Genomic DNA, 14,017 nt, shown 5'->3' with positions numbered 1-14,017 from the left:
ATGACGACGATCGCAGAGGAAGTGCTTCTGCTCGCGTACGGCGAGCAGGACGGAAAGCAGCTCATCGGCTCCACGGAGCTGAACGCCGCGCTCGGTGGCGCGCTGCTGGGCGAGCTCACCGTCGCCGGACGGATCGACCTCGCCGACAAGAAGGTCACCGTCCGCGACACGACCCCCCTGGGCGACGAGGAGCTGGACGGGCCGCTCGCGCGGATGGCGGCGGAGACCAAGGCGCGCAAGCCCGAGTGGTGGGTGCAGAAGCTTCAGACCGACAAGCTCCGCAGGCGCCTGCTGTCCCGCCTGGCGGAGCGGGGCGTGCTGGACGAGGAGCGGCACAAGGTGCTGGGGATCTTTCCGAGCACGCGTTACCCCGAGCGTGACCCGCGTGTCGAGCTGGAGATCCGCGAGCGGGTGCAGGGCGTGCTGTCGGGTGCCGTCCCGGACGAGCGGGTCACGGTGCTGATCGCGATCCTGCACGCGGCCAAGATCGACCGTAAGGCGTTCCCCGACGCGAGCAAGGAGCGGATCAAGGAGATCGTCGAGGGCGGATGGGCCGGCAAGGCGGTCTCCGACACCATCGCAGCCGTCAACGCCGCCGTGATGACGGCCGTGATCGCCGGTGCCGTGGTCACCACCACGACCAGCTGAGACCGGCCCCTCGACCGCCCTCCCACCGGCCCCTCACCGGCCCCTCACCGGCTCGGCCTCATCCGCCGGACGTCCCGCCCGGCGGAGCGCCTACTTGGCCAGGACGTCCTTGGGGACCGCCTTGTCCTGGGCCAGCGCCTCGAACATGCGCAGGGCCTTCTCCCGGTCCCACTTGACGACGGACTGGCCGTTGATGGTGGGCAGGGAGCCGACCGGGACGACCGTGGTGACCGGGTTGTCGCCCATGGCCAGGCCCAGGGAGAGCAGGTTGAACACCCCTGTCCCTTCGTCCACGGACACCGAGTCGGCGGCGCTCAGCGCGAGCGGGACGGACGTGAAGGGGTTGATCAGGACACCCGGGCTGGCGGCCTTCTTCACCACCGCCGAGAAGAACTGGCGCTGGCGCTGGGTCCTGTCCAGGTCGGGGATGTTGCCGGTGGCGCGGGTGCGGACGTAGCCCAGGGCCGTCCCGCCGTCCATGACCTGCCGGCCCTTCTTCAGGTTGATCCCGGCCTTGGGGTCCTTGATGGCCTGCTTGACGTCGATCTCCACGCCGCCGATGGCGTCGACGATGCCGACGAAGCCGCCGAAGCCGATCTCCATGTAGTGGTCGAGCCGCAGCCCGGTGACCTTCTCCACGGTCCTGGCCAGCAGCTTGGGCCCGCCGTCCTGGAAGGCGTAGGCCGCGTTGAGCTTGTCGCTGCCGTGGCCGTCGATCGGCACGTAGGAGTCCCGGGGCAGGCTGACCAGGGTCGGGCGGCCGTCGCCGTCGGGGATGTGCAGCAGCATCATCGTGTCGGTACGGCGCCCCACCGCCTTGCCGGTGGCGAGCTTCTTGCGCTGGGCCGCGGTCAGACCGGCCCGGCTGTCGGAGCCGACCAGCAGCCAGTTGGTGCCCGGGGTGTCGGCGGGACGTCCCTCGTAGTCGCCGAGCGCGTCGATCGTGACCAGCCGCGAGCTGACCACGAAGTACCCGCCGACGGCCAGGACCAGCAACACGACGACCACACCGGCCAGGATCCGTACCGCGAGCCGTCCGGGACGCTTGGGCCGCCAGCCTGACACGCGCGATCCTCCCTGACCTGTCGGACCTGCCGGACCTTCCGGACCCCCCGGGCCTCCCGCCCGCGGGCCCGCGGGCGCCGGAACGCCGGGGGCCGGGGCCGAGGACGCCTTCAACGGCCTGACCGGGCTGGAACCCGGCCTGGCCTTGCCGTACACCCGCGAGCTTCCCCGGGGGCGCGGCACCTCCCCGGGCGCCTCCTGCCCGGTGGACGCCTCACGGGCGGAGGCCCCGCGCCGCGGCGCCGTCACCTCCTGAAGGGGCGACGCCGGCCCGCCTCGCGAGGGAGGGGCGGGCCGTCCGGCCGCTCCCTGCGGCACGGACCCCGGCGTGGGCGATCGCAGCGCACGAGTGCGATCGTCGTCTTCGGGCCTGTCAGCCACGTCGTGTCCCGCCACTTCTCGATCTTTGGTGAAAACGTCATTATCGACGCTACGTCGTGGCTCACGCGCATGCCGCCGGGTCACCAAGGTTTCCTTATGCAAAAGTACTCATAGGGGTGGTTAGCCACCAATAATGCGCTCGACGGCCGATCCGGAAACATCAAGCCCCACCCGGATCGTTACGGTAGAGGACTACCTCTGCTCGAAAGGATGATCGTGTCCACTGCGGACCCGTGGAGTACCTGCCCGTGCACGCGCACGGGACCCGCTGAACCGGTCGGGAGCATCCCCCGGTGAACACGGCTCTGGGCCTGCTGGCCGTACTTCTCCTCACTCTCGCCACCGGTTACTTCGTCGCCCAGGAGTTCGCCTTCGTCGCGGCGGACCGCGGCGTGCTCCGCGAGCAGGCCGACGCCGGGGACGCCGCCGCCGAGCGGGCACTGGCGGTGACCGGGCGCCTGTCCTTCATGCTGTCCGGCGCGCAGCTCGGCATCACCGTCACCGCCCTGCTGGTCGGCTTCATCGCCGAACCCGCGATCGCCACCGTCATCCGCCCCTGGCTGGAGAGCGCCGGCGTGCCGCCGGGAGCCGTACCCGGCATCGCCGTGGCGCTGGCGGTCGCGGTCGCCACCGTCATCCAGATGGTCCTGGGCGAGCTGGCCCCCAAGAACCTCGGCATCGCCCGTCCGGAGCCGGTGGCGAAGTTCCTCGCCCGCTCGACGATGATCTACCTGCGGATCGCCGGGCCGGTCATCCGGCTGTTCGACTCCGCCGCCACCGGCCTGCTGCGCCTGGTCGGCGTGGAGCCGGTGGAGGAGATCGAGCACGGTGCCAGCCCCGAGGAGCTCTCCCGGATCATCTCCGACTCCGCAATGGCCGGTGACCTGCCGCCGCGGCTGTCGGACCTGCTGAAGCGCGCGCTGGAGTTCGGCGACCGCACCGCGGAGGACGTGATGGTGCCCCGCCCGCGCGTCGTGCTGCTGAGGGACGAGCGGCCCATCTCCGACCTGATCGAGGCCGTGCGCACCCACGGCCACTCGCGCTACCCGGTGCTGTGCAGCCGGAACGGCGACGACGTGGTGGGGGTGACCGGCGTACGCGAGCTGCTCAGGTCCGGGCTGACCGAGGGCACGCTGGAGAAGATCACCCGATCCGCGCTCCTGGTGCCCACCTCCCTGCCGCTGCCCGTCGTGCTGGAGCGCATGCGCGTCGCCCGCGACGACCTGGCGTGCGTCATCGACGAGTACGGCGGCCTGGCCGGAGTGGTCACCGTCGAGGACCTCGCCGAGGAGCTCGTCGGCGAGCTCATCGACGAGAACGATCCCGAACCGGCCGGGGTCGTGGCCGGTGAGGAGGGCACCTGGGATCTGCCCGGGACGCTCCGGCTGGACGAGATCGAGCGGGCCATCGGCCTGCAGCTGCCCGAGAGCGACGACTACGACACCGCCGCGGGCCTGGTGCTCGCCACCCTCGGCCGGATGGCCGAGCCTGGCGACCGGGTGACCGTGACGCTGACCCTGCAGAACGACCCGCTGGAGAACGACCGCGCCGACGAGCAGGACGCGGTGCTGACGGTCCTGTCGGTGCACCGCAGGGTCCCCGAGTGGGTACGGCTCTCGCTGGCCACCCCCCCGGGGGACGACGGCGCCGGGACGGACGCGGCGGAGGGAACGGCGACGGACGCCGGGAGAGACGGCGAGACGATGACACCCGAGCCACGGATGATCGAACGCGGTCCCGAGGCGCCCATGATCGAGCGGAGCGGGGGGAGGCGACGATGAGCACCACGGCGGCACTGCTGCTGGGCGTGGCCCTGCTGATCGGCAACGCCTTCTTCGTGGCCGCCGAGTTCGCGGTCATCTCGGCCCGCAGGCACCGCCTGGAGGAGCTGGCGGCCAAGGGGGGCCGTCTGACCCGGATCACGGCCCGCGCCGCCGTACGCGGCGGCAGGGAGCTCTCGCTGATGCTGGCGGGGGCGCAGCTCGGCATCACGCTCTGCTCGCTCGGGCTGGGCATGGTGACCGAGCCCGCCATCGAGCACCTGCTGGAGCCGGTCTTCGCCGCGGTCGGCGTACCCGAGTCGCTCCAGGTCCCCATCTCGCTGGTGATCGCACTGGCCCTCGTCACCTTCCTGCACATGGTCGTCGGCGAGATGGCGCCCAAGTCGTGGGCGCTGACCCACCCGGAGACCGCGGCGATGGCCCTGGCCCTGCCGTTCCGGGGGTTCACCTGGGTCGTCCGCCCGGTGCTCGCCACGCTGAACGGCCTGACCAACCAGATCCTGAGGCTGTTCGGGGTCCATCCCAAGGACGAGCTGGCCACCACCAGGACCCCGGTCCAGCTGGCGATGCTGGTCGGGGAGTCGGGCCGGATGGGCCTGCTCGACCGCGACGAGCACGACCTGCTCACCCGGGCCCTGCGGGTCCACCAGCAGCCCGTCGAACGGCTGATGCTGCCGCTGGCGGAGACCACCTCGGTGCCCGCCGACGCGACCGGGGCGCACATGCGCGAGGTCGCCGCGCGCGACGGGCACCTGCGCATGCTCGTCACCTCCGGTCGTCCGGGCGACGTGCTGGGCGTGGTGCACGTCAGGGACGTCCTGGTCCGTCCCGAGGCGACTCCCGCCGAGCTCGCCCGCCCGGTGCCCCGCCTGGAGGCGGGCACCACGATTCCCGACGCGGTCTCGGCCCTCCAGGACGCCCGCGCCCACCTGGGACTCGTCACCGACGGCGGCGGCGAGGTGATCGGCATGGTGAGCCTCACGGACCTGCTCGGCGAGATCCTGGACGTACGGGCGCTCACGGCCCGATAGCGGGCTTCCCCTTCCACCGTGGGGGGGGGGGGGGGGGGCCGGGGGCCCCCCCCCCCCCCCCCCCCCCCCCCCCCCCCCCCCCCCCCCCCCCCCCCCCCCCCCCCCCCCCCCCCCCCCCCCCGCCGCTTTCCGCGCCGTTCCCGCCGTTCCGAACGTGGCGGTGGAGGCAGCGGCCGCCGTGTCCCCACGGCCACGACTGCGGTTGCGGCTACGGCTACGGCTACGGCTACGGCGAGGCTCCCTGGGTGACCCTCCCGTCCCGGATCCCGATGAACGATCATCCCCGGAACCGTGATTCCGAGCCCTCACGGCGGGACGCCAAAAACACGAAATTCTGCGATTGATCCCTCCACTTCCCTCATTACCAGATATGCAACGAACAGATGCGCACATCGGTTCTCCGCGCATGTCGTATGACGGAAACGGCGCCACCCATCAGTAGGATCCGAATTAATTGCGCATCGTCGGCAATGCGCGTGGACGGGAAATATCAAGAGAAAAGAACAGAATCATGGTAGACAGAAGACCTTTCTTCTCCGTACCACGAAAGAGCCTGTCCCCCTGGCGGAACGGGACCGTCGCGATCATCGTCGCGATGGGAACCCTGGTGGCGGCACCGCACGCCGCGTACGCGGCGGAGCCGGTGGAGCTGGGGACGGCCGGCGCGTTCGCGGTCCTGGGCGGCAGCACGGTCACCAACACCGGCGCCACCGTGCTCACCGGCGATCTCGGGGTGAGCCCGGGCACGGCCATCACCGGTTTCCCGCCCGGCACCGTCAGCGGTACCGTCCACGCCGGTGACACGGCCGCCGCCCAGGCCCAGAGCGACCTCACCATCGCCTACGACGACGCCGCCGCCCAGCCCTCCGACGCCGTCATCCCCACCGAACTGGGCGGCACCACCGTCACCCCCGGCACCTACACCTCCGCCGCGGGCACCTTCGGCATCACCGGAGAGGTGATCCTCGACGCCCAGGGCGACCCGGACGCGGTCTTCATCTTCAAGGCCGCGTCCACCCTCATCACCGCCGCCGCCAGCACGGTGACCCTCACCGGCGGCGCGCAGGCGTGCAACGTGTTCTGGCTGGTGGGCAGCTCGGCCACGCTGGGCGCGAGCTCCGACCTCGCGGGCACCGTCCTCGCCCTGGCCTCGATCACCGCCGGCGCCGACGTGACCGTCGACGGCCGCCTGCTGGCCCGCAACGGAGCCGTCACCCTCGACTCCGACACCGTCACCGTGTCGCAGTGCGCGGTCGATCCGCCGAGGACGACCACCACCACGGTGAACTCGTCGTGCGCGATGACGCAGCAGGGTCCGATCACCTTCACCGCGACGGTGAGGTCCTCGAGCTCGGTCGTTCCCTCCGGGCCGGTCGAGTTCTTCGCCGACGGGGTCAGCCTCGGCACCGCCCAGCTCGACGCCACGGGTCACGCCGACCTGACCGTGAGCGGCCTCACCGAGGGCGCACGGCAGATCACGGCCGTCTTCCCGGGCACGGACGCGCTCGACCCGAGCACGTCGGCGGTGTTCACGCAGGACGTGGACGCCGACGGTTTCTGCCTGGTACCGGCGTGCGGGCAGGCGGTCCGCCGCGGCCTCCAGACGAGGTCGTCCGTTCCCCGACGAAACGTCTGACCGGGATCGACACGGCCCTGTCCGTGCGTCCGCCGCGGCTTCCGTGCCCCGGGCGAGCGCTCCGGTCCTGACCGGGACGACGCATTTCAAAGCCTCTGCGGGTGGCTCCCCGGTGGCCACCGATCAGGCATCGCGGACATCGTCTCCGCGAGCCGCCGAGCAACATGGAAACGAAATGAATTCTCATCGAGACAGATTCATCACGGGCTCGCGGCCCGGCAGGGGCGCTCGGCTCCTGGGCATCGCGGTCGCCGCGATCGGGGCCTTTCTCGCCGCACCGGAAACGGCGGCGGCGAACTCCTCCGGCGAAAAAGCGGGCATCATCGGTTTCGGCCGGTTCGACGGCTCCGGAAGAACGACCGCGGCGTGCGGGCGAGGATTCCACCCGTACCATCCTCAGGCGGTTGTGAAGGGCCACTGCCGGAAGCGGTGCTGTGGTCCTCGTCGATGCGGAAGAAAGTGCTGCGTGTGCGCACGCGGCCCGCGTGTCTGTGATTCATGCCGTCCGCGCCGGACGCCCGAACGACGTGGGCCACGAGGCGAGACGGGCCCTGCGGGCCCCGTCGGCCCCGCGGGTTCGGACGGCGCGCCGGGGCCCGTGGGGCCTACCGGTCCGACAGGACCGGTAGGCCCCACCGGTCCTGCCGGTCCTGCCGGTCCCGTGGGCCCGGCAGGACCGGGGGCTGCCCTGATGGGACCGCCGGGTCCGATGGGGCCCACCGGCCGTATGGGACCCACCGGGCGTATGGGTCCCACCGGTCCCTTGGGCAAGCCCGGACCTGCCGGCAGGACAGGACCGGCGGGCAGGATGATGCCGGGCGGTGGCGACCGGGGTGAGCGGGGCCACAGCGGCCCCATGGGTCCGGTCGGCCCGAAGGGGGCGGTGGGCACCATCGGTCCGACCGGTCCTGCCGGTCCGGCGGGACCGGCGGGACCGGCAGGTGCCACCGGCGCCACGGGTCTGCGAGGCCCGGCGGGAGCGACGGGAGCGAGAGGTGCCACGGGTGCGACCGGGCCCATAGGTGCGACCGGACCCGCGGGTGCGACCGGTGCGACGGGACCGGCGGGCCTGCGAGGCCCGGTGGGAGCGACAGGACCCACCGGCCTTCGAGGACCGGTGGGTGCCACGGGCGCGACCGGCTCGCAGGGCCCGGTGGGCGCCACCGGCCTCCAGGGGCCGAGGGGCCTGACCGGACCCGCGGGGACGACGGGTGCCACCGGCCCGGCGGGACCGACGGGTCTGACAGGGGCGACGGGCTTGACCGGGCCCGCGGGACCTGCAGGACCGGCGGGCACCACCGGCCTGACAGGACCGGCAGGTGCCACCGGTCTCCAGGGGCCGAGGGGCCTGACCGGACCCGCGGGGACGACAGGAGCCACAGGCCTGACGGGAGCGACGGGACCGGCAGGTGCCACCGGCCTTCGGGGACCGATCGGCCTGACCGGACCCGTAGGACCCGAAGGACCGACCGGACCCGAAGGACCCGCAGGAGCCACCGGCCTCACCGGACCCGCAGGAGCCGAAGGAGCCACCGGCCCCCAGGGAGCGACCGGCCTGACCGGACCCGTAGGACCCGAAGGACCGACCGGACCCGAAGGACCCGCAGGAGCCACCGGCCTCACCGGACCGGCAGGACCCGAAGGAGCCACCGGCCCCCAGGGAGCGACCGGCCTGACCGGACCCGTAGGACCCGAAGGACCGACCGGACCCCAGGGACCGATCGGCCTGACCGGGCCCGCGGGACCCGCGGGACCCATCGGCCCGGTGGGAGAGACGGTGTGCGCCGACGACACGTGGGGCATCATCGGTCGCGAGACGCTGGGGGACCCGAGCGCGGTCTACCGCACCGGCCCGTACGCCCGCACGGATCCCACCGTTTCCGCCGCCGACGTGCCACCGCCCTACGGCAGCGGCAGCATCGGCATCATCGTCGACGACGAACCCGACGAGATCGCCTTCGGGAACGAGACCGACTTCGCGGAGCTGCCGGTCGGGGACATCACCACCCTGAGCTACTGGGTGTTCGCGGGCACCGACTCCATGGCGGACGTGTCGCTGCCCTCCCTCACCATCGAGGCCGACCCCAACGTGGGGACGACGGACGTCACCAAGCTGATCTACCTGCCGGAGGCGTCCACCGCCCCGTCGGCTCCGGCGACGCCGACGGTCAACACCTGGCAGCAGTACGACGCCGGTGCCGCCGGCAGCGCCTGGTACGCCACCGGAGCGACGGGCACCCTGATCGGCTGCACGCAGGCCACCCCGTGCACGTTCGACGAGCTCAAGGCCAGGCTGCCGGACGCGGTGATCACTTTCAGCCTGGGGTTCGCCAGCACGGACGGCCCTTTCATCGGGGCGATCGACGGGCTTCAGGTGAACAACACCGTCTACGACTTCGAGTTCCTCGGGACGCGCAAGACGGTCGCGGCGGATATGACGGCCATATGAAGGAACGGCCCGACAGGCTCACGGGCCGTTCCACCGCGCCGCTCCATGGGGCCGCTCCATCGGGCCGCTCCGTCGCACGCCCGCGGAGGACCGGCCCACCGCCCCGGGAGGACCCCGCAGACGGGCCCGGCGCACGAGGGGCACCGAGAACGATCGCCCCGCGGGAAAGCGCCCGGACAGAGCCGTCCGCCGGACGGCACGCCGCCGGTGTGACGGTGCGATCGGGTGCTACAACGAGATCAACCGGGCTCCGCGGTCGTCGCAACCTTTCCCGGTGACGCCACTCGTGGGTGAGGGACGCATGAGGATTTCCGTCTCGGTGCCGCCGCGACGTACCGGCGCTTCGAGACCGACCGGGCTCCGCCCTCTCACCGGGGTGGTCCCGGCGCTGGTGATCGTGTTCCTGGTCCCCCTTCTGATCACGTTCGCCGCCGCGCGGCCCGGCCTGAGCGTCGCGGAGCCGGTGGAGCTGGGGACGGCCGGCGCGTTCGCGGTCCTGGGCGGCAGCACGGTCACCAACACCGGCGCCACCGTGCTCACCGGCGATCTCGGGGTGAGCCCGGGCACGGCCATCACCGGTTTCCCGCCCGGCACCGTCAGCGGTACCGTCCACGCCGGTGACACGGCCGCCGCCCAGGCCCGGAGCGACCTCACCGTCGCCTACGACGACGCCGCGGGTCAGGCCGTCGACGCCACCCTGCCCACCGAGCTGGGCGGCACCACCGTCACCCCGGGCACCTACGACTCCGCGGCCGGCACCTTCGGCATCACCGGGCAGCTCACCCTGGACGCCCAGGGCGACCCCGACGCGGTCTTCATCTTCAAGACCGCCTCCACCCTCGTCACCGCCTCCGCCAGTACGGTCGACCTCGTCGGCGGCGCCCGGGCACGTAACGTGTTCTGGCTGGTGGGCAGCTCGGCCACGCTGGGCACCGGCTCGGACCTCGTGGGCACCGTCCTCGCGCTGACCTCGATCACCGCCACCACCGGCGTGACCGTCGACGGCCGCCTGCTGGCCCGCAACGGAGCCGTCACCCTCGACACCAACACCGTCACCGCCCCCACCGCCCCCGCCCCCGGCCCCCTGTCCATCAGCGTGCCCCCGGGCGCGGACCTGGGGTCCGTGACGGCCGGGGGAAGCGGCCTGTCGAACAACCTGGGCGAGGTGACCGTGACCGACGAGCGCGGCGCCTCGCCAGCCGCCTGGGTGGTGACCGTCGGCTCGACGGACTTCACCACCGGCGAGGGCACCGAGTCCGAGACCATCCCCGGGGAGCTCGTCGGCTACTCGCCGGGCCCGGCCACGCGGACCACCGGTGAGGCGACCTTCACCCCCGGGACCGCCGGTGACCTGGGCTCCGCGCGTGTGGCCTTCTCCGCCTCCGACGGCATCGGGAACAACTCGGCGACCTGGGACCCCACGATCACCGTGACGCCGCCGGTGGGGGTGGTCATCGGGATCTACACCGCCACCATCACCCACTCGGTGGCCTGAGGGACGGGAGTCACGCAGGGGCAGTGGGGGAATGTTCACCCGGTGTCGTCGTTCCGTTATGCATCATGCCCCCCGTCACGGGCATACGGCTTGCAGTCGATCAATGAGGAAGTGTGGACATGACAGTCACCGGCATCATCACCGCCATCGTCATCGGTGCCATCATCGGCATTCTGGGACGACTGGTCGTCCCCGGGAAGCAGAACATCCCGATCTGGCTGACCATCGTGATCGGTATCGTGGCGGCCCTGCTCGGGTCCTTCCTTGCCAACGCCCTGGGAGTCGGTGACACCAGGGGCATCGACTGGATCGAGATCATCATCCAGGTCGCCCTCGCCGCCGCCGGCGTCGCCCTCGTGGCCGGCATGTACGGCAGGCGCGGCGTCCGCTGACCGATCGGCGTACGTCCTGGAAGAATCCGGGGTCAACCGGAGGAATCCGGGGCGAGCGTGCGCCGGCATCCCGTGACGTGTGGCGGCCGTGGCCCGGATCCCGGGCCGCGGCCGCCTGCGGCATGGGGCGGAACGGCCGGTCGGCGGGGCCCGGCGGTCCCGCGGCCCGTCGCGGCTCTCAGCCGTCAGCGTAATAAACAGCGCAAGTCACGCGAAAGCCGTCTGCAAGCGGGTCCGGATAGATCTCTGCCCGTGCGCGGACACCTGGAAGACCACGGAAAACGAAGAAGCCCCGGCTCTTGCGAACCGGGGCCCTCTTTCGTCACTGTGGACCCACCCGTTTCACCGGTGGATCCTGGTGGGCGAGGAGGGATTTGAACCCTCACGTCCTTTCGGACACACGGACCTGAACCGTGCGCGTCTGCCGTTCCGCCACCCGCCCTTGTTGGGTGCGGTCGAAACATTAGCACGGATCAGCCGTTACCCATGAACCCGGATACGATCCTCCTAGATGCCAGAGCGGAGCGGCGGGTGCGAGAGAGCGAGGACGAGCCGACAAGCCCCCGAGCGACCGCGACCACATAGACGGATGAGGGGAGGTACCCGGTGGGAGTCCTTCAGCGTTTCGAGCGGAGGCTCGAAGGCTTGGTTGAAGGTGCCTTTGCGCGGGCGTTCAAATCTGACCTTCAGCCGGTAGAGGTCGCCAGTGCGGTCCAACGCGAGATGGACGAGCGGGCGGCGATCGTCGCCCAGGGGCGCACCCTGGTGCCCAACGACTTCGTGGTCGAGCTGTCCACGACCGACAGCGAGCGCCTGGAGGTCTACGCCGACAGCATCAGTCACGAGCTGGCCAACCTCGCCAGGGAGTACGCCAAGGAACAGGGCTACTCCTTCGTGGGGCCGGTCAGGGTCCGTTTCGAGATGGCCGACGACCTCGCGGTCGGCCTGTTCCGCATCCGCTCCGGCGTGATCCGCGGCGCGACGGTCGAGCAGGACGAGATCCGCACACCGGTGAGCGACGTGCCCCCCGGGAAGCGGCAGGCCTTCCAGGGTCGTCCCCGCCTGCTGGTCTCCACCCAGGACGACCCGCAGGGCCAGCGGTCCTTCGACCTCACGACCCCGGTGACCCTGCTCGGCAGGGGCACCGACTGTGATCTACGGCTGGTCGATCCGGGTGTGTCCCGGCACCACGCCGAGCTGCGAGTGGAGGGCCCCCAGGTCGCGCTGGTCGATCTCGGCTCCACGAACGGCACCTTCGTCAACGGCCAGCCGGTTCGCCGGGTCGAGCTCCAGAACGGCACTCGTGTCACGCTGGGGCGCACGACTCTGGTTTTCCGGCGCGATTAAAGGTAAACAGACGGTCCATGTCCGAGCTCACGCTGCTGCTGATCCGGCTCGCCTTCCTCGCGGTGCTGTGGTTCTTCGTGATTGCCGCGGTCGGTGTGATCCGGACAGACTTGTTCGGTTCGCGCACGGCCGTCGCCGTCCCCGCGCGCAAGGTCCCCAAGCCGGTGAAGCCCGCGGCCAAATCCAAGAAGGGGGAACCACGGCAGATGGTCGTCATCGGTGGTCCCCTCCAAGGCACCACCATCGATCTCACGGAGACGCCCATCACCATCGGCCGGGCGAACGACGCGACGCTGGTAGTCAGCGACGACTACGCCTCCAGCCGGCACGCCCGGCTCTTCCCCCAGGACGGTCAGTGGATCGTGGAAGATCTCGGCTCCACCAACGGCACGTATCTCGACCGCTCCAAAGTCACCCGTCCGACTCCGGTGCCGCTCGGTGTTCCGATCCGCATCGGTAAGACCGTCATCGAATTGCGCAAATGACCATCGCACTCCGTTACGCCGCCCGCTCAGACGTCGGCCTCCTCCGCGAAGGCAACGAGGACTCCGCCTACGCCAGCGGCCGCCTGCTCGCCGTCGCGGACGGCATGGGCGGCCACGCACACGGTGAGGTGGCCAGCTCGGTCGCCATCGCCGCGATGTCCTCGCTCGACGTGGACGCGCAGGGAGGTGACCTGCTCAGCGCCATCGAGGCGGCGGTACGCGACGCGAACCGCAGGCTGCACGAGATGGTGGGCCGGGATCCCAGCCTCAAGGGCATGGGCACCACCCTGACCGCCATGCTCTGGTCCGGTACGAGGGTCGCCCTGGTCCACGTCGGTGACTCCCGGGCCTACCTGCTGCGCGCGGGTGAGCTCTACCAGATCACCCACGACCACACCCTGGTGCAGTCGCTGGTGGACGACGGCCGGATCACCCAGGACGAGGCCGCCACCCACCCGCAGCGCTCGATCCTGCTGCGGGCGCTCGACGGCAGCGGCGAGGTCGACCCCGACCTGTCCCTGCGCGAGGCCCAGATCGGCGACCGCTACCTGCTGTGCTCCGACGGCCTGTCCGGGGTGGTGAGCGCGGAGACCCTGCACCACACGCTCTCCACGATCGACGATCCCGAGGGGGTGGTGCGGGCCCTGATCGACCTGGCCAACCGGGGCGGCGGTCCCGACAACATCACCTGCGTCGTGGCCGACGTGCTGGAGGTCGACGAGGGTTTCACGCCGCGTACCGAGGCCGCCGTGGTCGGCGCCGCCGGTTCCGGCGGGGCGCCGTCCGAACCGCCGGACACCCCGGCCGGCCGCGCCGCCGGGGCGGTCACCATGCCGCAGCCGGTGATCTCCGACGACGACCCCGACGAGCCGGTCGTCAGGGCCGCGGCCCGACCCGTCCGACGCCGCCGGATGTGGCCCCTGCTGGCCGCGGCCGGCGGCGTCGTCGTGCTCGGGAGCGGCTTAGGCTGGTACTTCGGCAGCCAGTGGCTGGAGGACCAGTACTTCGTAGGGGCCAGGGGTAACGAGATCGTGGTTTTTCAGGGCGTGAAGACCAACGTCGGCCCCTTCGAGCTGTTCGACGTGGCCAAGAGCACCACGGAGTCGGTGTCGGCCCTTGGCGCGTTCCAGCAGGGCCAGGTGCGCGACGGCATCCCGGTGGCCGGGGTCGAGGCGGGCCTGAAGAAGATCGAGGAGCTCAAGACGACCGCCGCCGGATCCGGCGGCGCGAAGAAGCCGAGCGCCACACCCAGCGCCTCGGCCTCGCCCACACCCGTGAGAACCCCCGAATCCACGAGGTCACAGTAG

The 14,017-nt window shown here is 71.4% G+C and carries 11 protein-coding genes and 1 tRNA gene; 10 read left to right on the top strand and 2 right to left on the bottom strand.

All coding sequences use genetic code 11. The features are described 5' to 3' along the window. A complete protein-coding gene (locus ACIBCT_RS20015; RefSeq protein WP_399190500.1) occupies window positions 1-648 on the top strand; it encodes a GPP34 family phosphoprotein in 648 nt (215 codons plus the stop codon). Window positions 649-738: 90 nt separating this feature from the next. Here the strand turns inward: ACIBCT_RS20015 and ACIBCT_RS20010 are convergent, their stop codons facing one another. Further along, on the bottom strand, window positions 739-1,713 hold the full coding sequence (locus ACIBCT_RS20010; RefSeq protein WP_399190498.1) for an LCP family protein: 975 nt from the start codon (window positions 1,711-1,713) through the stop codon (window positions 739-741). Window positions 1,714-2,387: 674 nt separating this feature from the next. On the opposite strand from ACIBCT_RS20010, the gene ACIBCT_RS20005 reads away from it, so the two are divergent. The 6 genes from ACIBCT_RS20005 to ACIBCT_RS19980 all read left to right on the top strand — a co-directional run bounded on the left by ACIBCT_RS20005 (window position 2,388) and on the right by ACIBCT_RS19980 (window position 10,878). Further along, window positions 2,388-3,875: a hemolysin family protein gene (locus tag ACIBCT_RS20005; protein ID WP_399190496.1), complete on the top strand. Its 1,488-nt coding sequence runs from the start codon at window positions 2,388-2,390 to the stop codon at window positions 3,873-3,875. Further along, complete coding sequence (locus ACIBCT_RS20000) at window positions 3,872-4,906, top strand: hemolysin family protein (RefSeq protein WP_399190494.1); 1,035 nt, start codon at window positions 3,872-3,874, stop codon at window positions 4,904-4,906. Before ACIBCT_RS20005 ends, ACIBCT_RS20000 begins: the two co-directional genes overlap by 4 nt. A 511-nt stretch (window positions 4,907-5,417) precedes the next feature. Continuing rightward, a complete protein-coding gene (locus tag ACIBCT_RS19995; RefSeq protein WP_399190492.1) occupies window positions 5,418-6,542 on the top strand; it encodes an ice-binding family protein in 1,125 nt (374 codons plus the stop codon). A 1,765-nt stretch (window positions 6,543-8,307) separates the two neighbouring features. Beyond that, a complete protein-coding gene (locus tag ACIBCT_RS19990) occupies window positions 8,308-8,991 on the top strand; it encodes a hypothetical protein (protein ID WP_399190490.1) in 684 nt (227 codons plus the stop codon). A gap of 301 nt (window positions 8,992-9,292) precedes the next feature. Then, window positions 9,293-10,486 carry an ice-binding family protein gene (locus ACIBCT_RS19985; protein ID WP_399190488.1) on the top strand — a complete coding sequence of 398 codons (1,194 nt, stop codon included), beginning with the start codon at window positions 9,293-9,295 and terminating at the stop codon, window positions 10,484-10,486. Between the two features lie 119 nt (window positions 10,487-10,605). Continuing rightward, a complete protein-coding gene (locus tag ACIBCT_RS19980) occupies window positions 10,606-10,878 on the top strand; it encodes a GlsB/YeaQ/YmgE family stress response membrane protein (RefSeq protein WP_399190486.1) in 273 nt (90 codons plus the stop codon). A 356-nt stretch (window positions 10,879-11,234) separates the two neighbouring features. Here ACIBCT_RS19980 and ACIBCT_RS19975 read toward each other — a convergent pair. After that, window positions 11,235-11,320, bottom strand: a tRNA-Leu gene (locus ACIBCT_RS19975). 164 nt (window positions 11,321-11,484) lie between these two features. Between ACIBCT_RS19975 and ACIBCT_RS19970 the strand changes: the two genes are divergently transcribed. From ACIBCT_RS19970 to ACIBCT_RS19960, 3 genes are read left to right on the top strand one after another with little or no spacing between them, the layout of a single operon-like run. Then, complete coding sequence (locus ACIBCT_RS19970; RefSeq protein ID WP_344892191.1) at window positions 11,485-12,225, top strand: DUF3662 and FHA domain-containing protein; 741 nt, start codon at window positions 11,485-11,487, stop codon at window positions 12,223-12,225. A gap of 17 nt (window positions 12,226-12,242) precedes the next feature. After that, window positions 12,243-12,710 carry an FHA domain-containing protein gene (locus ACIBCT_RS19965; protein WP_399190484.1) on the top strand — a complete coding sequence of 156 codons (468 nt, stop codon included), beginning with the start codon at window positions 12,243-12,245 and terminating at the stop codon, window positions 12,708-12,710. Then, entirely contained in the window at window positions 12,707-14,017 is a 1,311-nt protein-coding gene (locus ACIBCT_RS19960; RefSeq protein ID WP_399190482.1) for a PP2C family protein-serine/threonine phosphatase, read from the top strand. The genes ACIBCT_RS19965 and ACIBCT_RS19960 overlap by 4 nt, the downstream gene beginning before the upstream one ends.

The sequence above is a fragment of the Streptosporangium sp. NPDC050855 genome (genome assembly GCF_044456585.1).
In the GTDB taxonomy this organism is placed as follows: domain Bacteria; phylum Actinomycetota; class Actinomycetes; order Streptosporangiales; family Streptosporangiaceae; genus Streptosporangium; species Streptosporangium longisporum.
This window is presented reverse-complemented; position numbering and strand designations above follow the sequence as displayed.